Below are 22,028 nucleotides of genomic sequence, written 5' to 3' on the forward strand. Positions count from 1 at the left end.
TATTAGCGGGCTAGTTCCTGAAAATATCGCCGGGCCAGGCGGTCGGCAGCGGGCGGGGCGGGGGGCGTAGGGGTGGGCACGGCCAGCAAATCGGTGAGGGCGCGGGCTACGGCGGCGCGGCTGGTGGCGCGGGTTGGGCGGCCGGCGCGCACAGCCTGGCTCAACTCGCGCAGGGCGCGGAGGGCGGGCAGGTAGAAGCCGGGGCGGGTAAGGGCCGCGCCGGCCAGCACGGGGCCGGCCTGGTCGAGCACGGCGGCATCGGCGGGCCGGATGGGCGGGACCTGGTCGGCGGCGGCCAGCCAGCGCAGGGCCGCCCGGATGGCGGGCTGCGGGTTGGGCGCGGGCAGCATTTGCTGGCGCTGGGGCACGGCGGCCCCGGCCAGCTCGCCAGTGAGGCGCAGGGTGGCTTCGGGCATGGGCGGCGGACTGAAACCGGCCTTCTTAACGAACACGCGGGTCTGCTGCTGCACCTCCTTCAGCAGGCGCAGGGCGCGGTACTCGTAGGGGCGGGCGGCCGCGAGCTGGCCGGTGCGTAGGCGCAACTCGGCGGCCCACATTTGGTCGAGCACGGCGTGAAGCTTGGTTTTCACGGCGGGCTCCAGGAAATCGGCGGTTTCGGCGTCGTCGTGCTTGTGGATGTAGGGGTCCATGAGGGCATCGGTTTCGGCCGTGGGCGAGGCTTTGGCCGATGAGCCGGACGGGGCGGCGTGGTCGTGGTCGTCGTGGTCGGGCTCCGCCGTAGCGTTGGCGGTGGGTGTGGCATCCTCGTCCTCGGCAATGGGGGAATGGGGTGCTGGCGCGCCGATACCGGCTTCCGATTCTTCGCCCAGAAACTTACCGTAGCGCAGGCGCAGGCTCTGCTGGTCGAAGCCCAGGGCATTGGCCCGTTCGGCGAAAGTGGCGGGGTCGAGCCTGGGCTTTTCGGCCAGCAGCTTGTCGGTGTCGATGATAATCTGGCGCTGGCTGCGGAAGTAGGCGGGAGCTACTTTCACGCCCATGCCCAGGTCGGGGGCGCTGTCGGCCACGGTGGTGTCCTGCCACTGCACGAGGTAGGCATCGGTGCGGGCGGTGTGGCCGTGGTTGTCGCGGGCCGTGAGGTAGAAGTAAAGCTCGTCGCCGTAGGTCAAGCCTAGCTTGGGGAGGTTCAGCACGCTGCCCAGGCTGGCTTGTGGCCCGCTCAGGCCGGTGCTTAAATCGCGCCGCAGCTCCCGAAACTTCACCGCCTCGCCCTGGCCCTGGGCCACGGTTATCACCAGCTCGGCCCGGCTCAGGCCATAATCGTCGCGCAACGTAGCCCGGATGGGTACTTCCGGCCGCTGGCCCAGGGCGGCCACCAGCGTGTAGGCCTTGGGCGTGATGATGCGCAGCACCGGCGCAAGGTCGGGCCGCACGTCGATGGCATAATCATCCGACACCGTGCCCGCGTAGCGCAGCCGGTACAGCACGGAGGCGCTCAGAACCTGCTCCGTGAAAAACGCGCCCGGCTGGCCGGCCACTGGCCGCAGCGGAAGCCGTTGGCGGCCCAATTCCAGCACCGGGGCCGGCTGGCCCGCGCCATGCTCCACGCGCACCTGCCAACGCACCCGCGCCCCCTGCGGGCACTGGAACGAAGCCTGGGCGGGCGCAAACGCCGGCCGCCGGGTGTAGGCCGGGGGCGTCACCAGCAGCGTGGTTTCTCTGATGCGGGGCGGCGCAGTTTTCGGGCTTGCGGGTTGCCGGGCAGCGGGGGTGAAATGCAGGAGCACCGCTCTTGGCGCAGTTGTTTGCCGGGCTGGGGGGAGGAGTAATAGCAATGCCGCTCCCAGCAGCAGGCCGGTGCTCAGCATCCAAGAATTCCTGAAAGAAACCGGCAGCAGGGCCGGGCCATCAGCGGTTAGCACCTCCAGCTGCCGAGCCACCCGCTGGAATTGTAGCTGCCCCAGCAACGGCAGGTTAGCCGGGTTTTGCAGCAGCAGGCCCGTGCTGTCCTGCAATTCGGCAAACTGCCGGTCGAGTCGCCGGGCAATTTCGGCGTGGTCCAGGTGGCGCATGGGCAATAGCCACCCGGCTGATGCTGCCAGGAGTCCTACCACGGCCAGCGCTACCCAAACCGGCGGCATGGCCGGAAAGCGGTAGGCCAGCGCCGCCACTAGGCCCCCGCCCGCCAGCAGCGGCAACAGCCCGGCCCCGGCGTAGCGACCGACATAGCTTTGCCGCAGGGCCTGCAATTGCCCTTGGGCGCGCCCTTGCGTCACCAGCAAATCCGTTGCGGTTGAAGTGTTGAGCGTCTGCATCAGGCTAAAGATGAGAAGGTTTTAGCTTCCCGCCGCGCTGCCAGCAGGCGCTCGACCAGCAGCAGCAGCCCGGCCAGCAGCACCAGCCACGGCCGCAAATCGGTGGTGCGGAAACCTGGTGGCGGGGTACTAGTGGCCGCTGGCAGGGCTGCGCTGGCCGAAGCTGCGGGCAACTGCGCCGGGGCCAGGGCACGGCGGTCGTGCGCGGCTTCGGCCTCGGCCAGCCGGGTTTGCGGGGCGTTGAAGTTATCGGTTGGGTCGGGTTGCAGCAGGGCCAGCAGGCGGGCGGGCAGCTGCGGGTCGTTGGCCAGCTCGCTCCAGATGGGGTTCAGGCGGGTGTGCAGCTGGTACACGCTGCCCCGGCCCAAGGCCTGACGCGAGAGAATGGCGCGGCCCCGGCCGTCGGCCCATACTGTTTCGAGGCCCGGCGCGGGCGGGCGGGCATCCCGCCGCAAAACCGTGACGGCCGTCGCGCCAGGTTTGGTAACGGCGAGGCTGGACGTGTCCGCCAATCCGGGCCCGGGGGCTTCCAGCCAGAGGTGCCGGGCGTATTTCCGGGTGCTCTCCTGCCAGTCCAGCGGCAGGGGTTCGGCCGAAAGCCAGAATGTCCAGTCGGCTTGCAGATGCGCGGGTGAAGCTGCCAGCCGGCGCAAGCGGGGCGGCAAAGCCAGGGCCGTGCCGGCCGCCCGCAGCGCCGCTTCCAGGTAGCGGGCATCGGCAGCAAATTCGGGCGTGGCGTAGATGCTAATTTCCGTTGGCGCAGCTTCCAAATCAATTTCGCGGTCAGCTCCCAAAGCAGGTTTCAGCACAAAGTTCGTACCTCCGTTTTTATTTAGCTGCAGCCGAAACGGCGGTAGTCCGGGCACCTGCAGAAGCTGCCCACCTTGCGGTTTACGCGCTTTTTTGCGCCTAAAAGTGGTCTGATTCTCCTTGCTGCGGCCCACCAGCAGGCTGAGGGTGTCGCCCATCTGCGCGGCACTGGCGAGCCAGGCGGTGGAAGTGGTATCGGGCAGCACCTGCCAGCGCACGGCGGCTGGTAGCGGCGCGTGGCTCCCCCCAAAGTTGCGCAGCCCGGCACCCGTCACCACCAGAAGCGGCTGGCCGGGGAAAGCGGCTACCGCCTGCTGCACCCGCGCCCAGGCAAACGCCTGGTTCCGGGGTTTGGTGGCCAGGGCCGCAAGCGAATCAGCGGTGGTCCCGGCCTGGCCGGTGCTCAGTTTGCGCCACGTTCCGCCCGGCACTCGGGGGAAACCGGCGGCCAGCCAGCGCAGCGCATAGCCGCTGCCGCGCAACGAATCGATGGTCGGTTTCAAGCCAACCAATGCGGGCAGGCCCGCTGCTTCAGTACTCAGCAGCACCACGCCCCGGCTGGTGGGCAAGGCCGTACGCCATATCGGCCCGGCTACGGCCACGGCCAGCACTGCCACCAGCGCGGCGCGCAGCAGCAGGAGCCAAAGCTGCTCGGGCTTCAGGTTGCGCAGGCGGCGGTTGGCACCCGCGGCCAGCCAGCGCAGGCTGCCCACGGCTACCTCGCGGCCCGGCCGGCGGTTCCAGAGATGAATCGCCACCGGCACCAGCAGCCCCAGAAGGGCCAGCAGGGCGGCAGGGTTGAGCAGGGCAAACAAGGCCAGTTGTGAAGTTAAAAGTTGAGAGTTAAAAGTTAAAAATGGAGTATTATTAAAATGAGGTCCGAAGCCTTAGCGGTTTTAACTCTCAACTTTTAACTGTTTGCGCGCCGCCTGAGAAACTCTCGCATCGCCGCATCGAGCGGCTCGGAGGTGTCCAGCAGATGGTAATCGAAACCCTGGCGGCGGGCCTGCCGGGCCGTTTCGCCCAGCCACGCCTGGAGCTGCTGCTGATAAGCGGCGCGCTGCGGGCCGGCATCGATTTGCAGGGTCTGGCCGGTTTCCAAATCCCGAAACGTGACGGCTCCCTGATAGGTGAATGCCAGCTCGTTGTGGGCCATCAGGTGCAGCAGCAGCACGTCGCCGCTGGTGGCGCGCAGGCGGGTGAGCAGGGCGTTGATTTCGGAGCCTTCCTCATAAAGGTCGCTCACGCACACCGTGAGGGCGCGCTGTCGGCGGGCCGTGAGTGGAGCCAGCGTTTCAGTGGTCGGGAAGCTTCCGGCGGCCTCGGCCGTTTCCAGGGCGTGGTAGAGGCGGGGAAGCTGGCGAGCATCGGCCCGGGGCGGAAGGTGGCGCAGACCGGCCGGGCTGAGGATGGTGAGGCCCACGGCGTCGCCCTGTTGGGTGGCCAGGTAGGCCAGCGCGCCCAGCAGCAGCCGCGCGTAGTCGAGCTTGGTCAGGCCGTTGTCGTCGCGGTGGTTCATGCTGGCGCTGGCGTCGAGCAGCAAGTGCACCGTCAGGCTGGTATCAATTTCCGACTCGCGCAGGTAATACCTGTCCGAGCGGGCGGCCAGGCGCCAGTCGAGACGGCGCAGGTCGTCGCCGGGCTGGTAGGGGCGGTACTGGCTGAACTCCATGCCCGCGCCGTGCCGCCGGCTGGCGTGCGCGCCATTCAGAAAGCCCTCAGCCGCCTGCCGGGCGGCGAGGGAGAGGTTGCGCAGGCCATGCAGGAGTTCGGGAGTGAGCAATTTTCAAAGAGTAGTTATGCAGTGAACGATGAGCAAATAGCACGTCATGCTGAGCTTAGCCGAAGCATCTCTACCGCGCAAGTAATTCATATCATTAAACGAAGCGGTAGAGATGCTTCGGCTAAGCTCAGCATGACGTTCAAACCAGAACATTCCATTAAACCGTCACCGCTTTCAGCAATTCCACTACAGCATCATCGGCTGTAATATTCTCTGCTTCGGCGTTAAAATTCAGCAGCACCCGGTGCCGGAGCACCGGCGGGGCCAGCGTGCGGATATCCTCCAGCGTGGCGGCGAAGCGGCCGTGCAGCAGCGCCCGCGCCTTGGCGCAGAGAATCAGGGCCTGCCCGGCGCGCGGCCCCGCGCCCCAGCGCCCGTAGTCCTTGATAAACTTCACCTCCGACGTGGCCGGACGGGTGGCCCGCACCAGCCGGTTCACGAAATCCATGAGCTCGGGACTCAGACTTACCTGTCGTACCAGCGCCTGCAAAGCGCGGATATCGGCCCCGCCCAGCACCGGCTGCACGGCTTGGCCGGCTGCGCCGGTGGTGCCGCGCAGCACCGCCAGTTCCTCCTCGGCGGTGGGGTAGCCGATGCGCACGTACAGCAAAAACCGGTCGAGCTGGGCCTCGGGCAGGGGGTAGGTACCCGACTGCTCAATCGGGTTTTGGGTAGCCAGCAGGAAGAAGGGCTTGGGCAGCGCATGCTCCTGCCCGGCGTAGGTGACGTGGCCCTCTTGCATGGCCTCCAGCAGGGCGGCCTGGGTTTTGGGCGGCGTCCGGTTAATTTCGTCGGCCAATACCAAGCTGGCGAAAATGGGCCCGGGGTTGAATTTGAACGAGCGGTGGCCGGTGCCGTGGTCTTCCTCCAATACCTCGGTGCCGAGAATATCGGTCGGCATCAAGTCGGGGGTGAACTGGATGCGGCGGAAGGGCAAATCGGTGGCGGCGGCCAGCGTGCGCACCAGCAGCGTTTTGGCCAGGCCGGGCACGCCTTCGAGCAGCGCGTGGCCACCGGCCAGCAGGGCCACCAGCACTTCGTCGAGCACGGTTTCCTGGCCCACGATGACCTTGGCGATTTCGGCCTTGAGCACGGGTAGCTTGGCGAGGAGGGCGTTTACTTCTGGTTCGGTCAAGGGGAGGAGGGGGGAATGCTGTTTGATTTGGGCGCTGAAAGTCAGATAAAAACGACTGAAAGTTTTGTCAGTCAGAGTAGAAGGCCCAAAATTATTACAATAGAAAGTCCTCTAATCTGATTTTTTAGTTTTTTGCATTTGGCACCTTGTCGGTAATTCGCTTATCATTTAACATTACCAACGCCTAGAGTCATGGGGGCCATAACCAAATACCTCGTAGCCACCGCTGCTGTGTTTTCTTCAGGCGGCAGACTTTGCGCGCAGGCTCAAACATACGTACCAAGGGCGGCGGCTGCGAGTTCAAGGGACAAAAACGTGGTTCATCTGGATATTCTAGCGCCGATAGCCGCTAGTCTTGAAAACAGTCTGGGCAGTGGGCACGGTGTAATGACGCCAATACTGGTGTCGTATGAACGCCGGCTTGGCGCAAATGGAAGCCTGGGCGTTGAAGTGCTGTACCGGGGTGGCACACCAGAATTGCGACGCAACGGCATGGGTTTATTCGGGCGATGGTACCTAATGCCCGCCGAGCGGAATGGGGTGGCGCTGGCTGGGCTCTACCTTTCGCCGGTGCTGAGCTACCGGGCGCTGAGCAACGCGCCGACTGCCTTCAACACGCCTGTCAACTCGGGCCGGCGGGGTGGAGCCGGTGTGCTGGTGGGCTGGCAGCTACCGCTGGGGCACCCCAGCGCGCCGCATCTGGTGTTCGATTTCGCGGTCGGGGTCTTGACCTGGGCGCGGCTGGGCGATGACCGCACCAGCGACCCGGCCTACTACGATTACGTGGATGAGCCAATATTCCGGCGTACAGGCATCCTGCCGGATGTTCGGTACGGGCTGGGATTTCAGTTTTAGGCATTGCGTTACGTTGTCAGGGCGTACAGCAAAATATTCACCCCAAACTTAGTGTTGTCCTCCGCCAGGAAACGCTTGTTGCGAAAATCGTAATCCCATTCGCAGCCGTAGTCTTTGTTGGAATACAGCACGCCGATGCGGCCTTTTATTTCCACGGCTTTCAAGTAGTCGTGCACTAGGTCGTCGCCCCAGCCATTGAGCTCGAAGCCGGTGTTGGGCGGGCCGTCTTTGAAAGTGAAAAACTGGGAGTAAATCGGGTGGGTTTTGGGGATTTTCTTCAGTGCATTCGCGCCGAAGCACTGGCGCATCTGCTCCTCAAAGGAGCGGGCAAAAAGGCCGTCGATGTCGTGGTTGCAATCGTCGACGAACACGAAGCCGCCGTTGCGCACATATTGCGTAAAGTTCTGTTTTTCAGCGCCCGAAAACTGCACCAACCGGTGCCCGCTCAGGTAGCAGAAGGGGTAGTTGAACAGCTCGGGGCTGTCGAGCGCCACCACTTTTTCCTTGGGGTCGACGGGCACTTTGGTGTACTGCACCAGCGAGTGCAGCAGGTTGGCGGGCATGCGCTCATCCACCGAATCCCAGTCGCCGGAGTGGTATTTCAGGCGCACGAAAGTGAAAGCGGCAGCGGGCATCGAAGGAGGTGGTAGAGAATCAGGTTTGTCATGCTGAGCGCAGTGAAGCAGCTTATCAGCACGAACGACACGTTCAGCGGTGATAAGCTGCTTCGCTGCGCTCCACATGACCAAAATTAAATCGCGTCGGACAGGCTCGTGAACGTGAAATCCCGGATTTTCAGCGGCGGAATCAGGCAGCCGGCCAAGCGCTGGGGCCGGCCGATGGCCTCAATATTATTCAGCATAATAATGGGGCTTTCGTTGAAGCGCAGGTTCTTAATGGGGAATTTGATGGCTCCGTTCTCGATGTAAAAAGTCCCGTCGCGCGTGAGGCCGGTGTAGAGCAGGGTTTGCGGGTCGACTTCACGGATATACCACAAGCGCGTGACTAGTATGCCCTTGGCGGTGCCTTTGATGAGCTCGGCGGTGCTTTGCGTGCCGCCCGCCATGATGAAGCCGCTGGGGAATGGCGTGGCCGCCACCTTATTTTTCTCGGCCCAGAAGCGCGAGTAGTACAGCTGCTTCACCACGCCTTTCTCAATCCAGCTTAGGCGCTTGGCGGGCAGGCCCTCGCCGTCGAAGGCGCTGCCGGGCACCTCGGCGTTCATGGGGTCGGAGTAGATGTTGATGCGCTCATCAAACAGCTTTTCGCCCTTACGGTTGCCGCCGCCTTTTTTGGTCATGAAGCTGCGGCCCTCGTCGGCTGAGCGGGCATCCAGCCCATACATCAGCCCGCCGAGCAGCGACAAATCGTCGCCGGCCATGAGCGCGGCCGGCTCCAGAATCACGGTGTACTTGCCGGGCTCGATGGCCTTGGCGTTCACCGAGCCCAGGGCCTTGTCGGCGGCGCGCTGCGTCAGGGCTTTGGCGTTGAGCTTGGCCGGGTCCGTCACGTCGGCAATGGCGTAGCCCGAGCCGCGTCCGTCGGCGGTGCGCACCGTCACCGAAAAGTCGGTGTTGGTGGACTGTTGGTAGGCTTCGAGGCCCTTGGAGTTGCGCAGCGCCTGAAAGCGCGTGCCGCCGTCGAGGAAGCCGGCGGCGGTGAGGTTCTTGGCGGCGCACAGCGTCATGCTGTCGGCGGCGGCCTGGGCGCGGGTGGCGGCCGTGAGCAGCGTGGTGGCGGCCGAGGGCGGGCTCACGTAGGTTTGCGGGCCGAGCAGGGGCACGTATTCGGGGCTTTCGGGGGCAAGCTTCGCGATTTCCTCGGCCCGCTGCACGCAGCGTTTCAGGGTGGCGTCGTCGAACTCGTTGCAGGTGGCAATGCCGCTGCGCTTGCCGAACCGCGACTCCACGGCCAGCGATACGGAGTTCTGCGAGCCGGCCGTGCTCACGCTGTTGCGGGCGTAGCGGATATTGCCGGAAGTGCGCCCGTTCAGCGACACCGCGCACTCGTCGGCGGTGCTGTAAGCCAGAACTTTTTTCAGGAGCGCCTGGGCTTCGTCTTTGGAGAGAATAGCCATGATGATTTGCAGAGGTTTGGGGAAGAAGGCTAGACTTTACGGGCCGTGTTGATGACGTTCACGCCGTTGAAGCGCGTGGTGGCCGAGCCGTGGCTCACCGACGACACCTGGGCCGGCTGGCCCTTGCCATCGAAGAAGGTGCCGAATAGGCGGTAGTCCGACTGGTCGCACGAGCCGGCGCAGGCTCCCCAGAACTCCTGGGTGTTCGACTGATAGGCCACGTCCTCCAGCTGCTCAGTGATTTTACCCTTCTCAATCGCAAAAAACAGCTGCCCGCCAAACTGGAAGTTGAAGCGCTGCTGGTCGATGGAGAATGAGCCGGCTCCCGCAATGTAAATGCCCTTGTCTACGCCTTTCACCATCTCATCGGGGCTCATTTTGGCGGTGCCGGGGCGCAGGCTCACGTTGGGCATGCGCTGGAACTGCACGTCTTCCCACGACTGGGCGTAGGCGCAGCCATCGGATTCCTTCTGACCCACAATGTGCGCCTGGTCCCGGATTTTCTGGTAGTTCACCAGCTTGCCGTCTTTAATAATGTCCCACTCGCGGGTTTTCACGCCCTCGTCGTCGTAGCCCACATTACCCACCGAGCCGGGCTGCAGCTTATCGGCCACGATGTTCACTTCCTTCGAGCCGTAGGGCAGGTTTTTGGCCTTCCATTCCAGGGTGGCAAACGAGGTGCCGGCGTAGTTGGCCTCGTAGCCCAGCACCCGGTCGAGCTCCGTGGGGTGGCCGACGGATTCGTGAATAGTCAGACCCAAATGCCCCGGGTCAAGCACCAAATCGTACTTGCCGGGCGTGACGGATTTCATCGTCAGCTTGGCCTTGGCCTGCTTGCCGGCCAGCGCGGCATCGGCCAGCATGTCGTAGCGCAGCTTGTAGCCAATGGTGTCGGTGCCCTGCGGCCCGCGCACCTGCTCGGCCGCGCTGGGCGTTAGGTACTCAAAACCCAATCCCACCGGCGCGCTCAACGCCTCCCGCGAGCGAAATTTGCCTGATTTGGTATCCACCGCCGTGGCGTTGAACGTGGGCCAGAGCCGGTGAATATCCTGGTCGATGTACGAGCCGTCGGTGCTGGCGAAATACTTCTGCTCATTCACCTGAAACAGCGCCGAGTTGATGTAGCTGGCTCCCGCATCGAGCGCGGCGGCGTTGCAAGCCAGCAGCAAATCCACTTTCTGCTTGATGGGAACCTCGAAGGCGCTTTGCTGGATGGGCGTTTTCCAGCTCACTTCACCGTATCCAGCCTGCGTGGCCAGCTGCACGGGCTCCTTCATTACCAGCCGGTTGGCTTTGGCAATGCTCACGGCCTCGCGGGCGGTGGCGGCCAGGTTGGCTTCTGTCACGACGCTGGTGGAGGCGAAACCCCAGCAGCCGGCTACGAGCACCCGGATGCCCACGCCGTAGCTCTCGGTGCTCACGATGTTCTGCACCTGCTTCTCGCGGGTAAACACGTACTGGTTCAGCGAGCGGCCGATGCGCACGTCGGCGTAGTCGGCCCCGGCGGCTTTGGCGGCGTTCAGGGCCGCATCAGCCAGGCGTTTCTTGATGGCCACGTCCGCGCCCGGCTCCAGCAGGCGGGCAGGGTCGACGGGCGTATGGCCGAAGCCCGGTAGGCTCGGCAGAAACAGGGCCCCGGCGGCGAGGCCGGTGAGGCCCACAAAGTCGCGTCTTTTCATAGGTTGCAGAGAAAAAAGAGATGAAATGTAGCGTGGACTCTGCGAGTCCGCGCCTGGGTTGCATGGTAAATAGTCGGCCGTTCGCCGTTGCGCAGGCGCACAGAGGCCGCGCTACAAGTTACGGCGTGAGCATGGTGCCAAAAGCGCCTTTCTGCTCAAAGGATTTCATCACCTGGTCTTCGAGCGGGGTGCGTTTTACCACCGGATTGTTTTGCCAGAAGGCGGGGTCGTAGGTGGTTTGCATGATGGCTGCCAGGTCAGAGCCGCCCGCCTTGGCCGGCACGTAGGCGACCCCGGCCGCCGGAGTAGCGCCCCCACTGTAGAAGTAGATGAAGGACGATACCGCAATGGGCAAGTTGCTTTTCAGCGCCCGGCTCATGGAGGCTTCGTAGTCGATTTTCAGGTACTCCAGCACGGCCCCGGCCGGCTCGGGCCGAAACCCAAACTCAACCCGCGACAATTGCTGCTTGAATTTAAACAGCGGATTGTTTGACTTCGTCGATAGCCTCGTAGTCGCTATCCGCAGCCGCAGTATTTGGTGAGTGGCCGCATCAATCACCACGTTGGCGTGGGGCACTGGGTCAGTCGGCTCCTTGCAATCTAAGTCAATTTCCACTAGCTCCTGCGCGCCGTTCTGCGTCACACCGAGCAGCTTCAGCTTGTAGCGTTCGGCTACGCGCAGGCCGATGACACCCGTATTGGCCAGGCTGTCTTCCTCGGCTTGAAAGAAGCTAACGGCCTTGCTGAATTTCGAAAAGTTGTTGTACGACAGCACGGCTTTTCTCTTGGCGAAGCGGCCTTGCATCAGCGCAGAGCCCTCGACCCTGGCATTACTGGTTTGGGCGTGCCATACCATTTCCTGCACCTCAGTGGGGTCGCCGTCTAGCTTGGTTACCTGGCGGTAAAATGCCTGACCGTAGGTTTTACGGCCATTGGTGCGGCGCAACTCACGGTACGCCTGCTTAATGAGCTCCACGGTGTAGGTGCCCGTCGTCACTTCCGGTAGCGCTACTGAAGATGGCTGCAGGCGCACCAGCAGCGGTGCGGCGACGGCAGCTACAGCCACGGTGTCGCGCTGGTGGCCCAACTCCGAAACTACTAGCCGGCCCGGCAGCACCGTTTTTAACTCAAATTCGCCTTCGGCGTTGCTGGTAGTGCCGGCCGTTGTGTTCAGCATCGAAATGCTGGCGTAGGGCACCGGCAGGCCAGTGGCGGCATCCAGAATTTTGCCGGCGAGGCGCGATTGCGCGGCGGCCGGGCCTACGGCAGTGGCCAGTAGCAGGCCGGCTAGTAAAGTCAGTTTCATTGCAGAAAGTGGGAGAGGAGGCCGCAAGATAGGGGCGGGTGGTGCGTTCGCAAGCTGGCAGATGCGACGAAGGGTAAGGCCGTTGCCCGGGCGTTGGCAGAAAACGAAAAGCCACTGGTCAATACGGACCAGTGGCTTTTGAAAATGCGACCTTTATGTGGCTTACGCGCTGCTCGCCGCGGCCACGCTACGTGCTACACCGCGTCCGACAGGCTTGTGAACGTGAAGTCCCTAATCTTAAGCGGCGGCACCAGATTTCCGGCCAGCCGTACCGGTTTGCCGATGGCTTCCAAGTTATTGAGCATAATGACCGGGCTTTCGTTAAAGCGGAAATTCTTCACCGGGAACTTGATTTGGCCGTTTTCGATGTAAAACGTGCCGTCGCGGGTGAGGCCGGTGAAGAGCAGCGTCTGCGGGTCGACGGGCCGGATGTACCATAGTCGCGTGACCAGAATGCCCTTGGCCGTACCCTTGATGAGGTCGGCGGTGCTTTGGGTGCCGCCCTCCATTATCCAGCCGTTGGGCCGGGGCAGGTCGGGAATGCCGGCCTTCTGGGCCCAGAAGCGCGAGGTGTAAAGATTTTTCACTACACCTTTCTCAATCCAAGTGGTGCGCTTCTGCGGCCGGCCGTCGCCACCAAACGTGAGGTCGCTGATGTCCGGATTCAGCGGGTCGGAGTAAATCGTCACCCGCTCATCGAACAGCTTTTCGCCTTTGCGGTTGCCGCCGCCCTTCTTGCTGAGAAAGCTGCGACCCTCGTCGGCGTTGCGCGCATCGAGGCTCTGCATGAGCGCGCCGATGAGCGAAGTATCCACGTTGGAAAGCAGCGCGTTGGGCTCCAGAATCACCGTGTATTTGCCCGGCTCAATGGCCCGGGCCTTCATCGAGGACGCGGCTTTATCGGCCGCGATTTTAGTGAAACGGGCGGCGTCCATCTTGGCGGCGTCCACATAGTCGCCCGAGGCGTAGCCCGAGCCAGTACCGTCGGGCGTGCGCACCGTCACCGAAAACGTGACGTTGGAAACCTGCTGGTAAGCCTCCAGGCCCTTCGAGTTGCGCTTGGCCACGAAGCCGTGCGAGTCGTCCAGAAATCCGGCCGAGCTCAGCTTCTTCTGGTCGCAGAGCGCCATGCTGGCCCCGATTTGCGCGGCCCGGTAATCGGGCGTGATGCCGGCGGTGGCCGTTGCGAACGAGCGGCTGCCGTCCAGGTATTGCTGGGGGCCAAGCAGCGGCATGTACTCTGGGCTTTCGGGGGCGAGGCGGGCAATTTCCTCAGCCCGCTGCACGCAGCGGCGCAGGGTTGCTTCATCGAACTCGTTGCAGGTAGCGGTGCCAGCGCGGCGGCCAAAGCGGCTTTCCACGGCCAGCGACACGTTGTCGCTGGCCCCGGCCGTGCTGATGGAGTTGCGGGCCGAGCGCACGTTGCCGCCGGTGTTGCCGCTCAGCGTGGCGTCGCACTCATCGGCGGTGCTGAAGCTGAGAACTTTTTTAAGGATGGTCTGGGCTTCGTCTTTAGAGAGAATGGCCATGATTTGCTAACGTTATGCCTCACCCCCTAGCCCCTCTCCGAAAAGGAGAGGGGGACTAGTTTCTAGTTCTAGGCTAGAATTCGGAGGGAAGCAGATTAAAGAATTAGACTACAAACTAGAAGCTAGTCCCACTTCTCCCTTCAGAGAAGGGGCTAGGGGATGAGGCGTAATGGGCGCACCCATCACCCGATTTTCCGGGCCGTGTTAATCACGTTCACGCCGTTGAACCGCGTGGTGCTCGACCCGTGGCTTACGGCCGAGCTCTGGCTGGGCTGCCCCTTGCCGTCGTTGAAGGCTCCGAAGTAGCGGAAGTCGCTTTCGTCGCACGAGCCCGCGCAGCTGTTCCAGAACTCCTGGGTGTTGGCCTGGTAGGCCACGTCCTCCAGCATCTCGGTGATTTTGCCCTTCTCGATGGCGTAGAACACCTGGCCGCCGAACTGGAAGTTGAAGCGCTGCTGGTCGATGGAGAACGAGCCGTTGCCGGCGATGTAGATGCCCTTGTCGACCTTGCTCACCAGCTCGTCCACGCTCAGCTTGTCCTTGCCGGGTTGCAGGCTCACGTTGGGCATGCGCTGGAACTGCACGTCCTGCCACGACTGCGAGTAGCAGCAGCCGTCGGAATGGTCCTGGCCCACGACGTGCGCCTGGTCGCGAATTTTCTCGTAGTCCACCAGCTGGCCATCCTTGATGAGGTCCCAGCGGCGGGTTTTCACGCCTTCGTCGTCGTAGCCCACCGCGCCCAGCGTGCCGGGCGTCACTTTATCGGCTACAATATTCACCACTTTCGAGCCGTAGGGCAGGCCCTTGGCTTTCCATTCCAGTGTCGCAAACGAGGTTCCGGCGAAGTTGGCTTCGTAGCCCAGCACGCGGTCCAGTTCCAGCGGGTGGCCGACAGATTCGTGGATAGTGAGGCCCAGGTGGCCGGGGTCGAGCACGAGGTCGTACTTGCCGGGCGTTACCGACTTGCAGGTCAGCTTCTGTTTCACTTGCTTGGCGGCCAGCGCCACGTCTTCCAGCATGTCGTAGCTGTTTCGGTAGCCGATGATGTCGGAGCCCGCCGGGCCGGCCATTTTTTCGGATGCTTTCGGCGTGAGGTACTCGTAGCCCATGCCCACGGGCGAGCTCATGGCCTGCCGCGAGCGGAATTTTCCGCTGGCCCGGTCAATGGCCGTAACCCCGAACGTGGGCCAGATGCGGTGGATGTCTTGGTCGATGTATGAGCCGTCGGTGCTGGCAAAATACTTCTGCTCGTTCACCTGAAACAGCACCGAGTTGATGAACGACACGCCCATGTCCAGCGCCTTGGCGTTCACGCCCAGCAGCAAATCCACCTTGTCCTTGATGGGCACCTCAAACGCATTCTGCTGAATCGGGGCCTTCCAGCTCACCTCGCCGTAGCCCTTTTGGGGGGCTAGCTGCACCTTTTCCTTCTGCACTTTCGAGTTAGCCTTGGCAATCTGCACGGCCAACTGCGCGGCTTTGGCGATGCCCGCCTCGGTTACGTTGTTGGTCGAGGCGAAGCCCCAGGTGCCGTTGGCAATCACCCGAATTCCCACGCCGTAGCTCTCGGTGCTGGCAATGTTCTGGACCTGCTTTTCGCGGGTGAAAATGCCCTGGTTGAGGTAGCGGCCAATGCGCACGTCGGCGTAGCTGGCCCCGGCGGCCTTGGCGGCGTTCAGGCCGGCATCGGCGAGGCGTTTTTTCATGGCCACGTCGGTCCCGGGTTCCAGCAGGCGGGCGGGGTCTACGAGGGAACCGCCGAAGCTCGGCAGGCTGGGGAGGAAGAGGGCCCCGGCCGCCAGGCCGGACAGTCCCACAAAGTCGCGTCTTTTCATATTAGGAGGAGAAGTTTTTTCGAATTAGAACGTCATGCTGAGCTTGTCGAAGCATCTCTACCGCACAAGTAATTAGTTAGTGTTGCGGTAGAGATGCTTCGATAAGCTCAGCATGACGACCTTTTTTGTTGCAAATGGCACCATGCCGTGCTACACCGCGTCCGACAAACTGGTGAAGGTGAAATCGCGGATTTTGAGCGGCGGCACGAGGCTGCCGTTCAGGCGTACGGGCTTGCCCAGCGCCTCCAGATTATTCAGCATAATGACCGGGCTTTCGTTGAAGCGGAAGTTTTTGACCGGGAATTTGATGACGCCGTTTTCAATGTAGAACGTCCCGTCGCGCGTCAGGCCGGTGTAGAGCAGCGTTTGCGGGTCGACGGCCCGAATGTAGTAGAGGCGCGTGACCAGAATGCCCTTGGCCGTGCCCTTGATAAGGTCGGCGGTGCTTTGGGTGCCGCCGGCCATAATCCAGCCGCCGGGGGGAGGGATGTCGGGCACGCCCGATTTTTGGGCCCAATAGCGCGAGGTGTAGAGGTTTTTCACGATGCCTTTATCCACCCACGTCACCTTTTGCTGCGGGCGGCCGTCGCCGGCGAAGGTCAGGTCGGGCACGTCGGGATGGGTGGGGTCGGAGTAAATGGTGACCCGCTCGTCGAAAACCTTTTCGCCCTTTTTGTTGCCGCCGCCCTTTTTGCTGAGGAAGCTGCGGCCCTCGTCGGCGTTGCGGGCATCCATTGCGCCCATCATGTTGTTCAGCAAGTCGATGGCGGCGGCCGGCTCCAGAATCACGGTGTACTTGCCCGGTTCAATGGCCTTCGCACCCACCGACGAAGCCGCCTTGTCAGCGGCAACGCGCGTCATCCGGGCCGCGTCGAACTTCGCCAAATCGGTGTAATTGGCAATGGCGTAGCCCGAGCCGGTGCCATCCGGCGTGCGCACCGTAATCGAAAAATCGAGGCTGCTCACCTGCTGGTAAGCCTCCAGGCCCTTCGAGTTGCGCTTGGCCACGAAGCCCGCCGAGTCATTAAAGAAGCCGGCGGAGCTCAGCTTCTTCGCCTCGCAGAGCGCCATGCTGGCCCCAATCTGCTCGGCCCGGTAGTCGGGCGTAATGGCGGCCGTGCGCGCCGCAAACGAGCCCGGCGAAGCCAGGTAGGTTTGCGGCCCCAGCAGCGGCACGTACTCCGGGCTTTCCGGCGCGAGCCGCGCAATTTCCTCGGCCCGCTGCACGCAGCGGCGCAGTGAAGCCTCATCGAATTCATTACACGTCGCGAGCCCGCTGCGCTTGCCGAAGCGCGACTGCACGGCCAGCGCCACGTTCTCGCTCGCGCCCGCCGTGCTGATGGAATTGCGGGCCGACCGCACGTTGCCGCCGGTGTTGCCGGTCAGGGTCGCCTCGCACTCATCGGCGGTGCTGAAGGCGAGGACCTTTTTGAGGATGGTCTGGGCTTCGTCTTTGGAGAGCATATGTGTGCTGGCGTTCGCCTCACCCCCAAGCCCCCTCTCCGAAAAGGAGAGGGGGGACTAGTTTCTAGTTCTAATTCTAGACTAGTATTTGCGGGGAAGCAGGATGAGAAAAGAAGACTAAAAATTAGAAGCTAGTCCCCCTCTCCTTTTTGGAGAGGGGCTAGGGGTGAGGCGCGCGTTACCCGATTTTCCGGGCCGTGTTAATCACGTTCACGCCATTAAACCGCGTGGTGCTGCTACCATGACTAACCGCCGAAACCTGGCTGGGCTGGCCCTTGCCGTCGAAGAAGGAGCCGAACAACCGGTAGTCCGACTCGTCGCAAATCGCGGCGCAGGAATTCCAGAACTCCTGGGTGTTGGCCTGGTAGGCCACATCCTCAATCATGCCCGCAATCTGGCCCTTTTCGATGGCGTAAAACACTTGGCCGCCGAACTGGAAGTTGTAGCGCTGCTGGTCGATTGAGTAGGAGCCGCGCCCGGCGATGTAAATGCCCTTGTCCACGTTTTTAATCATTTCGTCGACGCTCATTTTGGCTTTGCCGGGCTGCAGGCTCACGTTGGGCATGCGCTGGAACTGCACCGAATCCCAGGAATCGGCGTAGCAGCAGCCGTCCGATTCGGTCTGGCCCACGATGTGCGCCTGGTCGCGGATTTTCTCGTAGTTCACCAGCGTGCCTTCCCTGATGAGGTCCCAGCGCTTGGTTTGCACGCCTTCATCGTCGTAGCCCACCGCGCCCAGCGAGCCGGGCTGCAGCTTGTCGGCCACGATGTTCACCAGCTTCGAGCCGTAGGGAATTTGCTTGGCTTTCCATTCCAGCGTAGCGAAGCTGGTGCCCGCGTAGTTGGCCTCGTAGCCCAGCACGCGGTCCAGTTCCAGCGGGTGGCCCACGCTCTCGTGAATAGTGAGGCCTAGGTGGTTAGGGTCGAGTACGAGGTCGTACTTGCCGGCTATCACGGATTTGGCGGTGAGCTTTTCCTTTACCTGCTTGGCGGCCAGGGCGGCATCTTCCAGCATGTCGTAGCTGTTGCGGTAGCCAAAGAGGCCGGTGCCCGCCGCCCCCGGAATCTTGTCGGCCGCCTGCGGGCTGAGGTACTCGTAGCCCAGGCCCATGGGGGCGCTCAGGGCGTCGCGGGAGCGGAATTTGCCGCTGGCCCGGTCGATGCCCGTAACCGAAAACGTGGGCCAGATGCGGTGCACGTCCTGGTCGATGTAAGAGCCGTCGGTGCTGGCGAAATATTTCTGCTCGTTAATCTGAAACAGCGAGGAATTCACGAAGCTCGCGCCATTGTCGAGGGCCCGGGCGTTGGCGGCCAGCAGCAATTCTACCTTTTGCGCCACCGGCACCTCGAAGGCGTTTTGCTTGATAGGCGTTTTCCAGGTGACCTCCCCGTAGCCCTTTTGCGGGGCCAGCCGCACCTTCTCTTTCTGTACTTTCGAATTGGCTTTGGCGATAGCTACGGCCAGCTGGGCGGCTTTGGCCAGGCCGGCTTCGGTCACGGTATTGGTGGCGGCGAAGCCCCAGGTGCCGTTGGCCAGCACCCGCACGCCGCCCCCAAAACTCTCGCCGCTGGCAATGTTCTGCACCTGCTTCTCGCGGGTGAAAATGCTCTGGTTGAGGTAGCGGCCAATGCGCACGTCGGCGTAGCTGGCCCCGGCGGCTTTGGCGGCATTCAGGGCCGCGTCGGCCAGGCGTTTTTTCTGGGCGGGGTCGAGGCCGGGCTCCAGCAGGCGGGCGGCATCGACGGGCGTGCCCCCCAGGCTGGGGAAGATGGGGAGGAAAAGGGCCCCGGCGGCGAGGCCGGACAGTCCCACAAAGTCGCGTCGTTTCAAAAGAAGGTAGGGGTTCGGGTGATGGGAAAATCAGATTCGTAAAGATGGGACGGAATCTTAATCAAAAAGACAGGAAGCTGTAGTGAACGTTGCGTTCGCTGAAATTAAAAGAACGTCATGCTGAGCGCAGTCGAAGCATCTCTACCGCAATAGTAAATAATTACTTTCGCGGTAGAGATGCTTCGACTGCGCTCAGCATGACGTTCTTTACTTTGCCGACCTACCCCGCCCAGGCGCGGACTCGCAGAGTCCACGCTACAATCCCACCCGCTATGTCCGTCGAAACCCACTACCGCGCCTGCAACCTCTGCGAAGCCATCTGCGGCCTCGAAATCAAGCATGAGAACGGCCAGGTGCTCAGCATCACCGGCGACGCGCAGGACCCGTTCAGCCGGGGCCACATCTGCCCCAAAGCCGTGGGCCTGAAGGATATTTACGAAGACCCCAACCGCCTGCGCCGCCCCCTGAAGCGCACGGCCGATGGCTGGCAGGAAATCGACTGGGAAACAGCCCTCGATGAAGTGGCCGCCGGCCTGCGCCGCCAGCGTGCCGCCCACGGCCCGCACGCCACCGCCTGGTACGCCGGCAACCCCAGCGTGCACAACTCGGGCACGCAGCTGGCAGCCCCCGGGTTCCTGCGGGCGCTGGGTTCGCGCAGCCTGTTCTCGGCCTCATCGGTCGACCAGCTGCCGCACCACTTCGCCGCTTGGCAGCTCTACGGCCACCCGTTGCTGCTGCCCGTGCCCGATTTGGACCGCACCGACCACTGGCTCATCCTCGGCGGCAACCCCCTGGTGAGCAATGGCAGCCTGATGACTGCGCCCGACGTGGCCAAGCGCCTGCAGGCCATTCAGGCCCGCGGCGGCAAGGTGGTAGTAGTCGACCCGCGCCGCTCCGAAACCGCCGTCAAAGCCGATGCCCACCACTTCATCCGCCCCGGCACCGACGTGTTCCTGTTGCTGGCGATGACGCAGGTGCTCTACGCCGAGCAGCGGGTGAAACCCGGGCGGCTGGCCGAATTTACCGACGGCATCGCCGAGCTGGGCGCGGCCGTGGCCGAGTTCACACCCGAGTACGTCAGCGCCGTTACGGGCATTGCGCCGGCCGAAATCCGCACGCTGGCGCGGGAGCTGGCGGCAGCAGAGCGGGGCGTGATTTATGGCCGGGTGGGCGTGTCGGTGCAGGAGTTTGGCGGGCTGTGTTTGTGGCTGATAAATGCGCTGAACCTACTCACCGGGCACCTCGATGAGCCGGGCGGTTACATGTTTGCCTCGCCGGCGCTGGATATTATGGGGAAGCCAGGCGTCTATAATAAGTACGACCGGTACCGCAGCCGCGTCCGCCAGGCCCCCGAGTTCATGAGTGAGTTGCCGGTGGCCTGCCTGGCCGAGGAAATGCTCATGCCCGGCGACGGCCAGCTGCGGGCCCTGGTCACGAGTTGCGGCAATCCGGTGCTGAGCACGCCCAATGGCGCGCAGCTCGATACCGCCCTGGCCGGCCTGGATTTCATGGTGTCCATCGACATCTACCTCAACGAAACCACGCGCCACGCCCACTACATTCTGCCGCCCGCCACCGGCCTCGAAACCGCGCACTACGACGTCAGCTTCCACGCCCTGGCCATCCGCAACACCAGCCGCTACTCCGAGCCGTTGTTCGACAAAGGCCCCGAGGCACGCTACGACTGGGAGATTTTTGAAGGCCTGCGCCAGCGCCTCGAAGCCGGCGACACTTTCGATGCCGCCACCGCGCCCGCCCCCGAAAACCCAGAAGTCAAGCTCGACCTTGGCCTGCGCTACGGGGCTTATGGCCGTGCCGGCCTCTCGCTGGCCAAGCTGCGCGAAAACCCCCACGGCATCGACCTGGGCGAGCTGCAGCCGCGCCTGCCCGCCGCCCTGCGCACCGAAAACCAGCGCATCAACCTCGCCGCCCCGCTCTTCGTCCAGGACCTGGGCCGCGCCCGCCGGGTGCTGGCTGCTGCGCCCCTCGCGGCCGCCGACCAGCTGCTGCTCATCAGTCGGCGCGAGCTGCGGAGCAACAACTCCTGGATGCACAACCTGCCGCGCCTCATCAAAGGCCGCAACCGTTGCACCCTGCAAATGAACCCCGACGATGCCGCCGCCCGCAACCTCGCCGATGGCCAGCCGGTGCGCGTGCGCTCCCGCGTGGGAGCGGTGGAGCTGCCCGTCGAAATCACGCCCCACCTCATGCCGGGCGTGGCCAGCATGCCCCACGGCTACGGCCACGCCCGCCCCGGCACCCGCCTGGAAGTGGCACGGGCCCACGCCGGCGTCAGCATCAACGACCTGACGGATGATGCCCGGCTCGATGAGCTGACCGGCAACGCGGCGCTTTCAGCGGTGCCGGTGTGGGTGGAGGTGGCGAGCTAGCACCTGATAAAAAAAACTACTCATTCCTTACTTCTGCTGTCGACGAGGCGGGCCGGGAGTAAGGAATGAGTAGTGATATTTGGGCGTTGGCGGAGGCGGTTAATGAACTTCCAATTGGTAAGTCACTGGGCCCCGCGGCGTATCCAGGTGCAACGAATAGAGCCCGGCGGGCTGCTGGTGCAAGTCTATCGAACGGGTGTCGGTAGTGGTCGGCGCGGCCGGCTGGCGTAGTACCACGCGGCCCACGGCATCGGTTACGATGAGTGAGCCGGCGAGTAGCGCGGCTTCCCGGCTTGCCGTAACCGTAAATACTCCCGTCGAGCTGGGATTGGGATACACGCTCACGGCTGCCTGCAACTGCGGGTCGCGGGTGGCGGATACGGTTCCCGTCAGCACGACATCATCGATAAAGAGCGTGTTGCCCGGGTTGAAGTTGTTCTCATTGTAATCGCCCGACCCGAACGTAATATGCACGGAGTCGGGCGCATAGCCTTGTCGGTAAGTCAGCGGAATATCGGCCAGCGTGTAGGCTGTCGCCGGCAGGGTGAGGTATTTTTTGCCGGAAGCCACCACGGTGCGGACCCCGCCAACGGTGCGGGTTAGCAAGACGGCGGCCGTGGGCCGGTCGCTAGGCTGGGTAATGGCTCCGGCGAATTTGTAGTAGAATTGGAGACGGGCCGGACGGGCCGTATAGGGCAGGCCACCTAGGTCTTCCAGCGAATCAACGGCAAATATATTACCCAGTGAATTCCCCAAAAACAGAAAGCCGGGCACCTCTCCCTGTTTGGTATTGATGTTGGTAAGCTTAGCCGCGAAGCTTCCCGTGTGCATGTCTGGTGACTTGGTGACTGCCCCCGTAGGCGAAATCTTTACCGGCGACAAGTTCAGTACATCGTCGGTGGTTTGCCACTGCACGGGCGCATCGCCCCCGTTGCGGACAGTCCAAGTCTCGAATTGGCCGTTTGGAACGGCTTGTTGCGCGCGGCCCACAATGGGCAAAAGCAGTTGGGCTGCCACAAATGCGGAACTGAGTAGAAGTATTTTTTTCATAAAAAAAATGA

15 protein-coding genes are annotated in these 22,028 nt (G+C 63.0%); 2 read left to right on the forward strand and 13 right to left on the reverse strand.

The window, feature by feature from the left end; all coding sequences use genetic code 11:
• Positions 1-2: 2 nt before the first annotated feature.
• The 4 genes from ABIB44_RS14260 to ABIB44_RS14275 form a co-directional block, all read right to left on the reverse strand.
• Positions 3-2,273, reverse strand: a complete 2,271-nt coding sequence (locus ABIB44_RS14260) for a hypothetical protein (RefSeq protein WP_354585320.1) — start codon at positions 2,271-2,273, stop codon at positions 3-5.
• Positions 2,273-3,898, reverse strand: coding sequence for a BatA domain-containing protein (locus ABIB44_RS14265; protein WP_354585321.1), 1,626 nt, complete (start codon positions 3,896-3,898; stop codon positions 2,273-2,275). Before ABIB44_RS14265 ends, ABIB44_RS14260 begins: the two co-directional genes overlap by 1 nt.
• 95 nt (positions 3,899-3,993) lie before the next feature.
• On the reverse strand, positions 3,994-4,866 hold the full coding sequence (locus tag ABIB44_RS14270; RefSeq protein ID WP_354585322.1) for a DUF58 domain-containing protein: 873 nt from the start codon (positions 4,864-4,866) through the stop codon (positions 3,994-3,996).
• A gap of 157 nt (positions 4,867-5,023) precedes the next feature.
• Positions 5,024-6,001: an AAA family ATPase gene (locus ABIB44_RS14275; protein ID WP_354585323.1), complete on the reverse strand. Its 978-nt coding sequence runs from the start codon at positions 5,999-6,001 to the stop codon at positions 5,024-5,026.
• Positions 6,002-6,520: 519 nt separating this feature from the next.
• Between ABIB44_RS14275 and ABIB44_RS14280 the strand changes: the two genes are divergently transcribed.
• Positions 6,521-6,856 (forward strand): hypothetical protein, encoded by a 336-nt coding sequence (locus tag ABIB44_RS14280; RefSeq protein WP_354585324.1) that lies wholly within the window; start codon positions 6,521-6,523, stop codon positions 6,854-6,856.
• Positions 6,857-6,864: 8 nt separating this feature from the next.
• On the opposite strand, the gene ABIB44_RS14285 is transcribed toward ABIB44_RS14280, so the two are convergent.
• From ABIB44_RS14285 to ABIB44_RS14320, 8 genes are all read right to left on the reverse strand, one after another.
• A complete protein-coding gene (locus ABIB44_RS14285; protein WP_354585325.1) occupies positions 6,865-7,491 on the reverse strand; it encodes a DUF4159 domain-containing protein in 627 nt (208 codons plus the stop codon).
• A gap of 116 nt (positions 7,492-7,607) precedes the next feature.
• Positions 7,608-8,933: a TldD/PmbA family protein gene (locus ABIB44_RS14290; protein ID WP_354585326.1), complete on the reverse strand. Its 1,326-nt coding sequence runs from the start codon at positions 8,931-8,933 to the stop codon at positions 7,608-7,610.
• 29 nt (positions 8,934-8,962) lie between these two features.
• The gene (locus ABIB44_RS14295; RefSeq protein WP_354585327.1) at positions 8,963-10,612 is read right to left on the reverse strand and encodes a TldD/PmbA family protein; all 1,650 of its coding nucleotides are present in this window, start codon (positions 10,610-10,612) and stop codon (positions 8,963-8,965) included.
• Between the two features lie 118 nt (positions 10,613-10,730).
• On the reverse strand, positions 10,731-11,918 hold the full coding sequence (locus tag ABIB44_RS14300) for a carboxypeptidase-like regulatory domain-containing protein (protein WP_354585328.1): 1,188 nt from the start codon (positions 11,916-11,918) through the stop codon (positions 10,731-10,733).
• A gap of 194 nt (positions 11,919-12,112) precedes the next feature.
• Positions 12,113-13,447 (reverse strand): TldD/PmbA family protein, encoded by a 1,335-nt coding sequence (locus tag ABIB44_RS14305; protein WP_354585329.1) that lies wholly within the window; start codon positions 13,445-13,447, stop codon positions 12,113-12,115.
• Between the two features lie 182 nt (positions 13,448-13,629).
• Positions 13,630-15,282, reverse strand: coding sequence for a TldD/PmbA family protein (locus ABIB44_RS14310; RefSeq protein WP_354585330.1), 1,653 nt, complete (start codon positions 15,280-15,282; stop codon positions 13,630-13,632).
• Positions 15,283-15,432: 150 nt separating this feature from the next.
• Positions 15,433-16,746, reverse strand: coding sequence for a TldD/PmbA family protein (locus tag ABIB44_RS14315; RefSeq protein ID WP_354585331.1), 1,314 nt, complete (start codon positions 16,744-16,746; stop codon positions 15,433-15,435).
• Between the two features lie 178 nt (positions 16,747-16,924).
• Positions 16,925-18,577, reverse strand: a complete 1,653-nt coding sequence (locus ABIB44_RS14320) for a TldD/PmbA family protein (RefSeq protein ID WP_354585332.1) — start codon at positions 18,575-18,577, stop codon at positions 16,925-16,927.
• A 272-nt stretch (positions 18,578-18,849) separates the two neighbouring features.
• On the opposite strand from ABIB44_RS14320, the gene ABIB44_RS14325 reads away from it, so the two are divergent.
• On the forward strand, positions 18,850-20,967 hold the full coding sequence (locus tag ABIB44_RS14325) for a molybdopterin oxidoreductase family protein (protein ID WP_354585333.1): 2,118 nt from the start codon (positions 18,850-18,852) through the stop codon (positions 20,965-20,967).
• A gap of 99 nt (positions 20,968-21,066) precedes the next feature.
• Here the strand turns inward: ABIB44_RS14325 and ABIB44_RS14330 are convergent, their stop codons facing one another.
• The gene (locus ABIB44_RS14330) at positions 21,067-22,017 is read right to left on the reverse strand and encodes a T9SS type A sorting domain-containing protein (protein WP_354585334.1); all 951 of its coding nucleotides are present in this window, start codon (positions 22,015-22,017) and stop codon (positions 21,067-21,069) included.
• Positions 22,018-22,028: the final 11 nt, after the last annotated feature.

Origin of the sequence: Hymenobacter sp. UYCo722 (assembly GCF_040547115.1) — a bacterium.
Taxonomy (GTDB): Bacteria; Bacteroidota; Bacteroidia; order Cytophagales; family Hymenobacteraceae; genus Hymenobacter.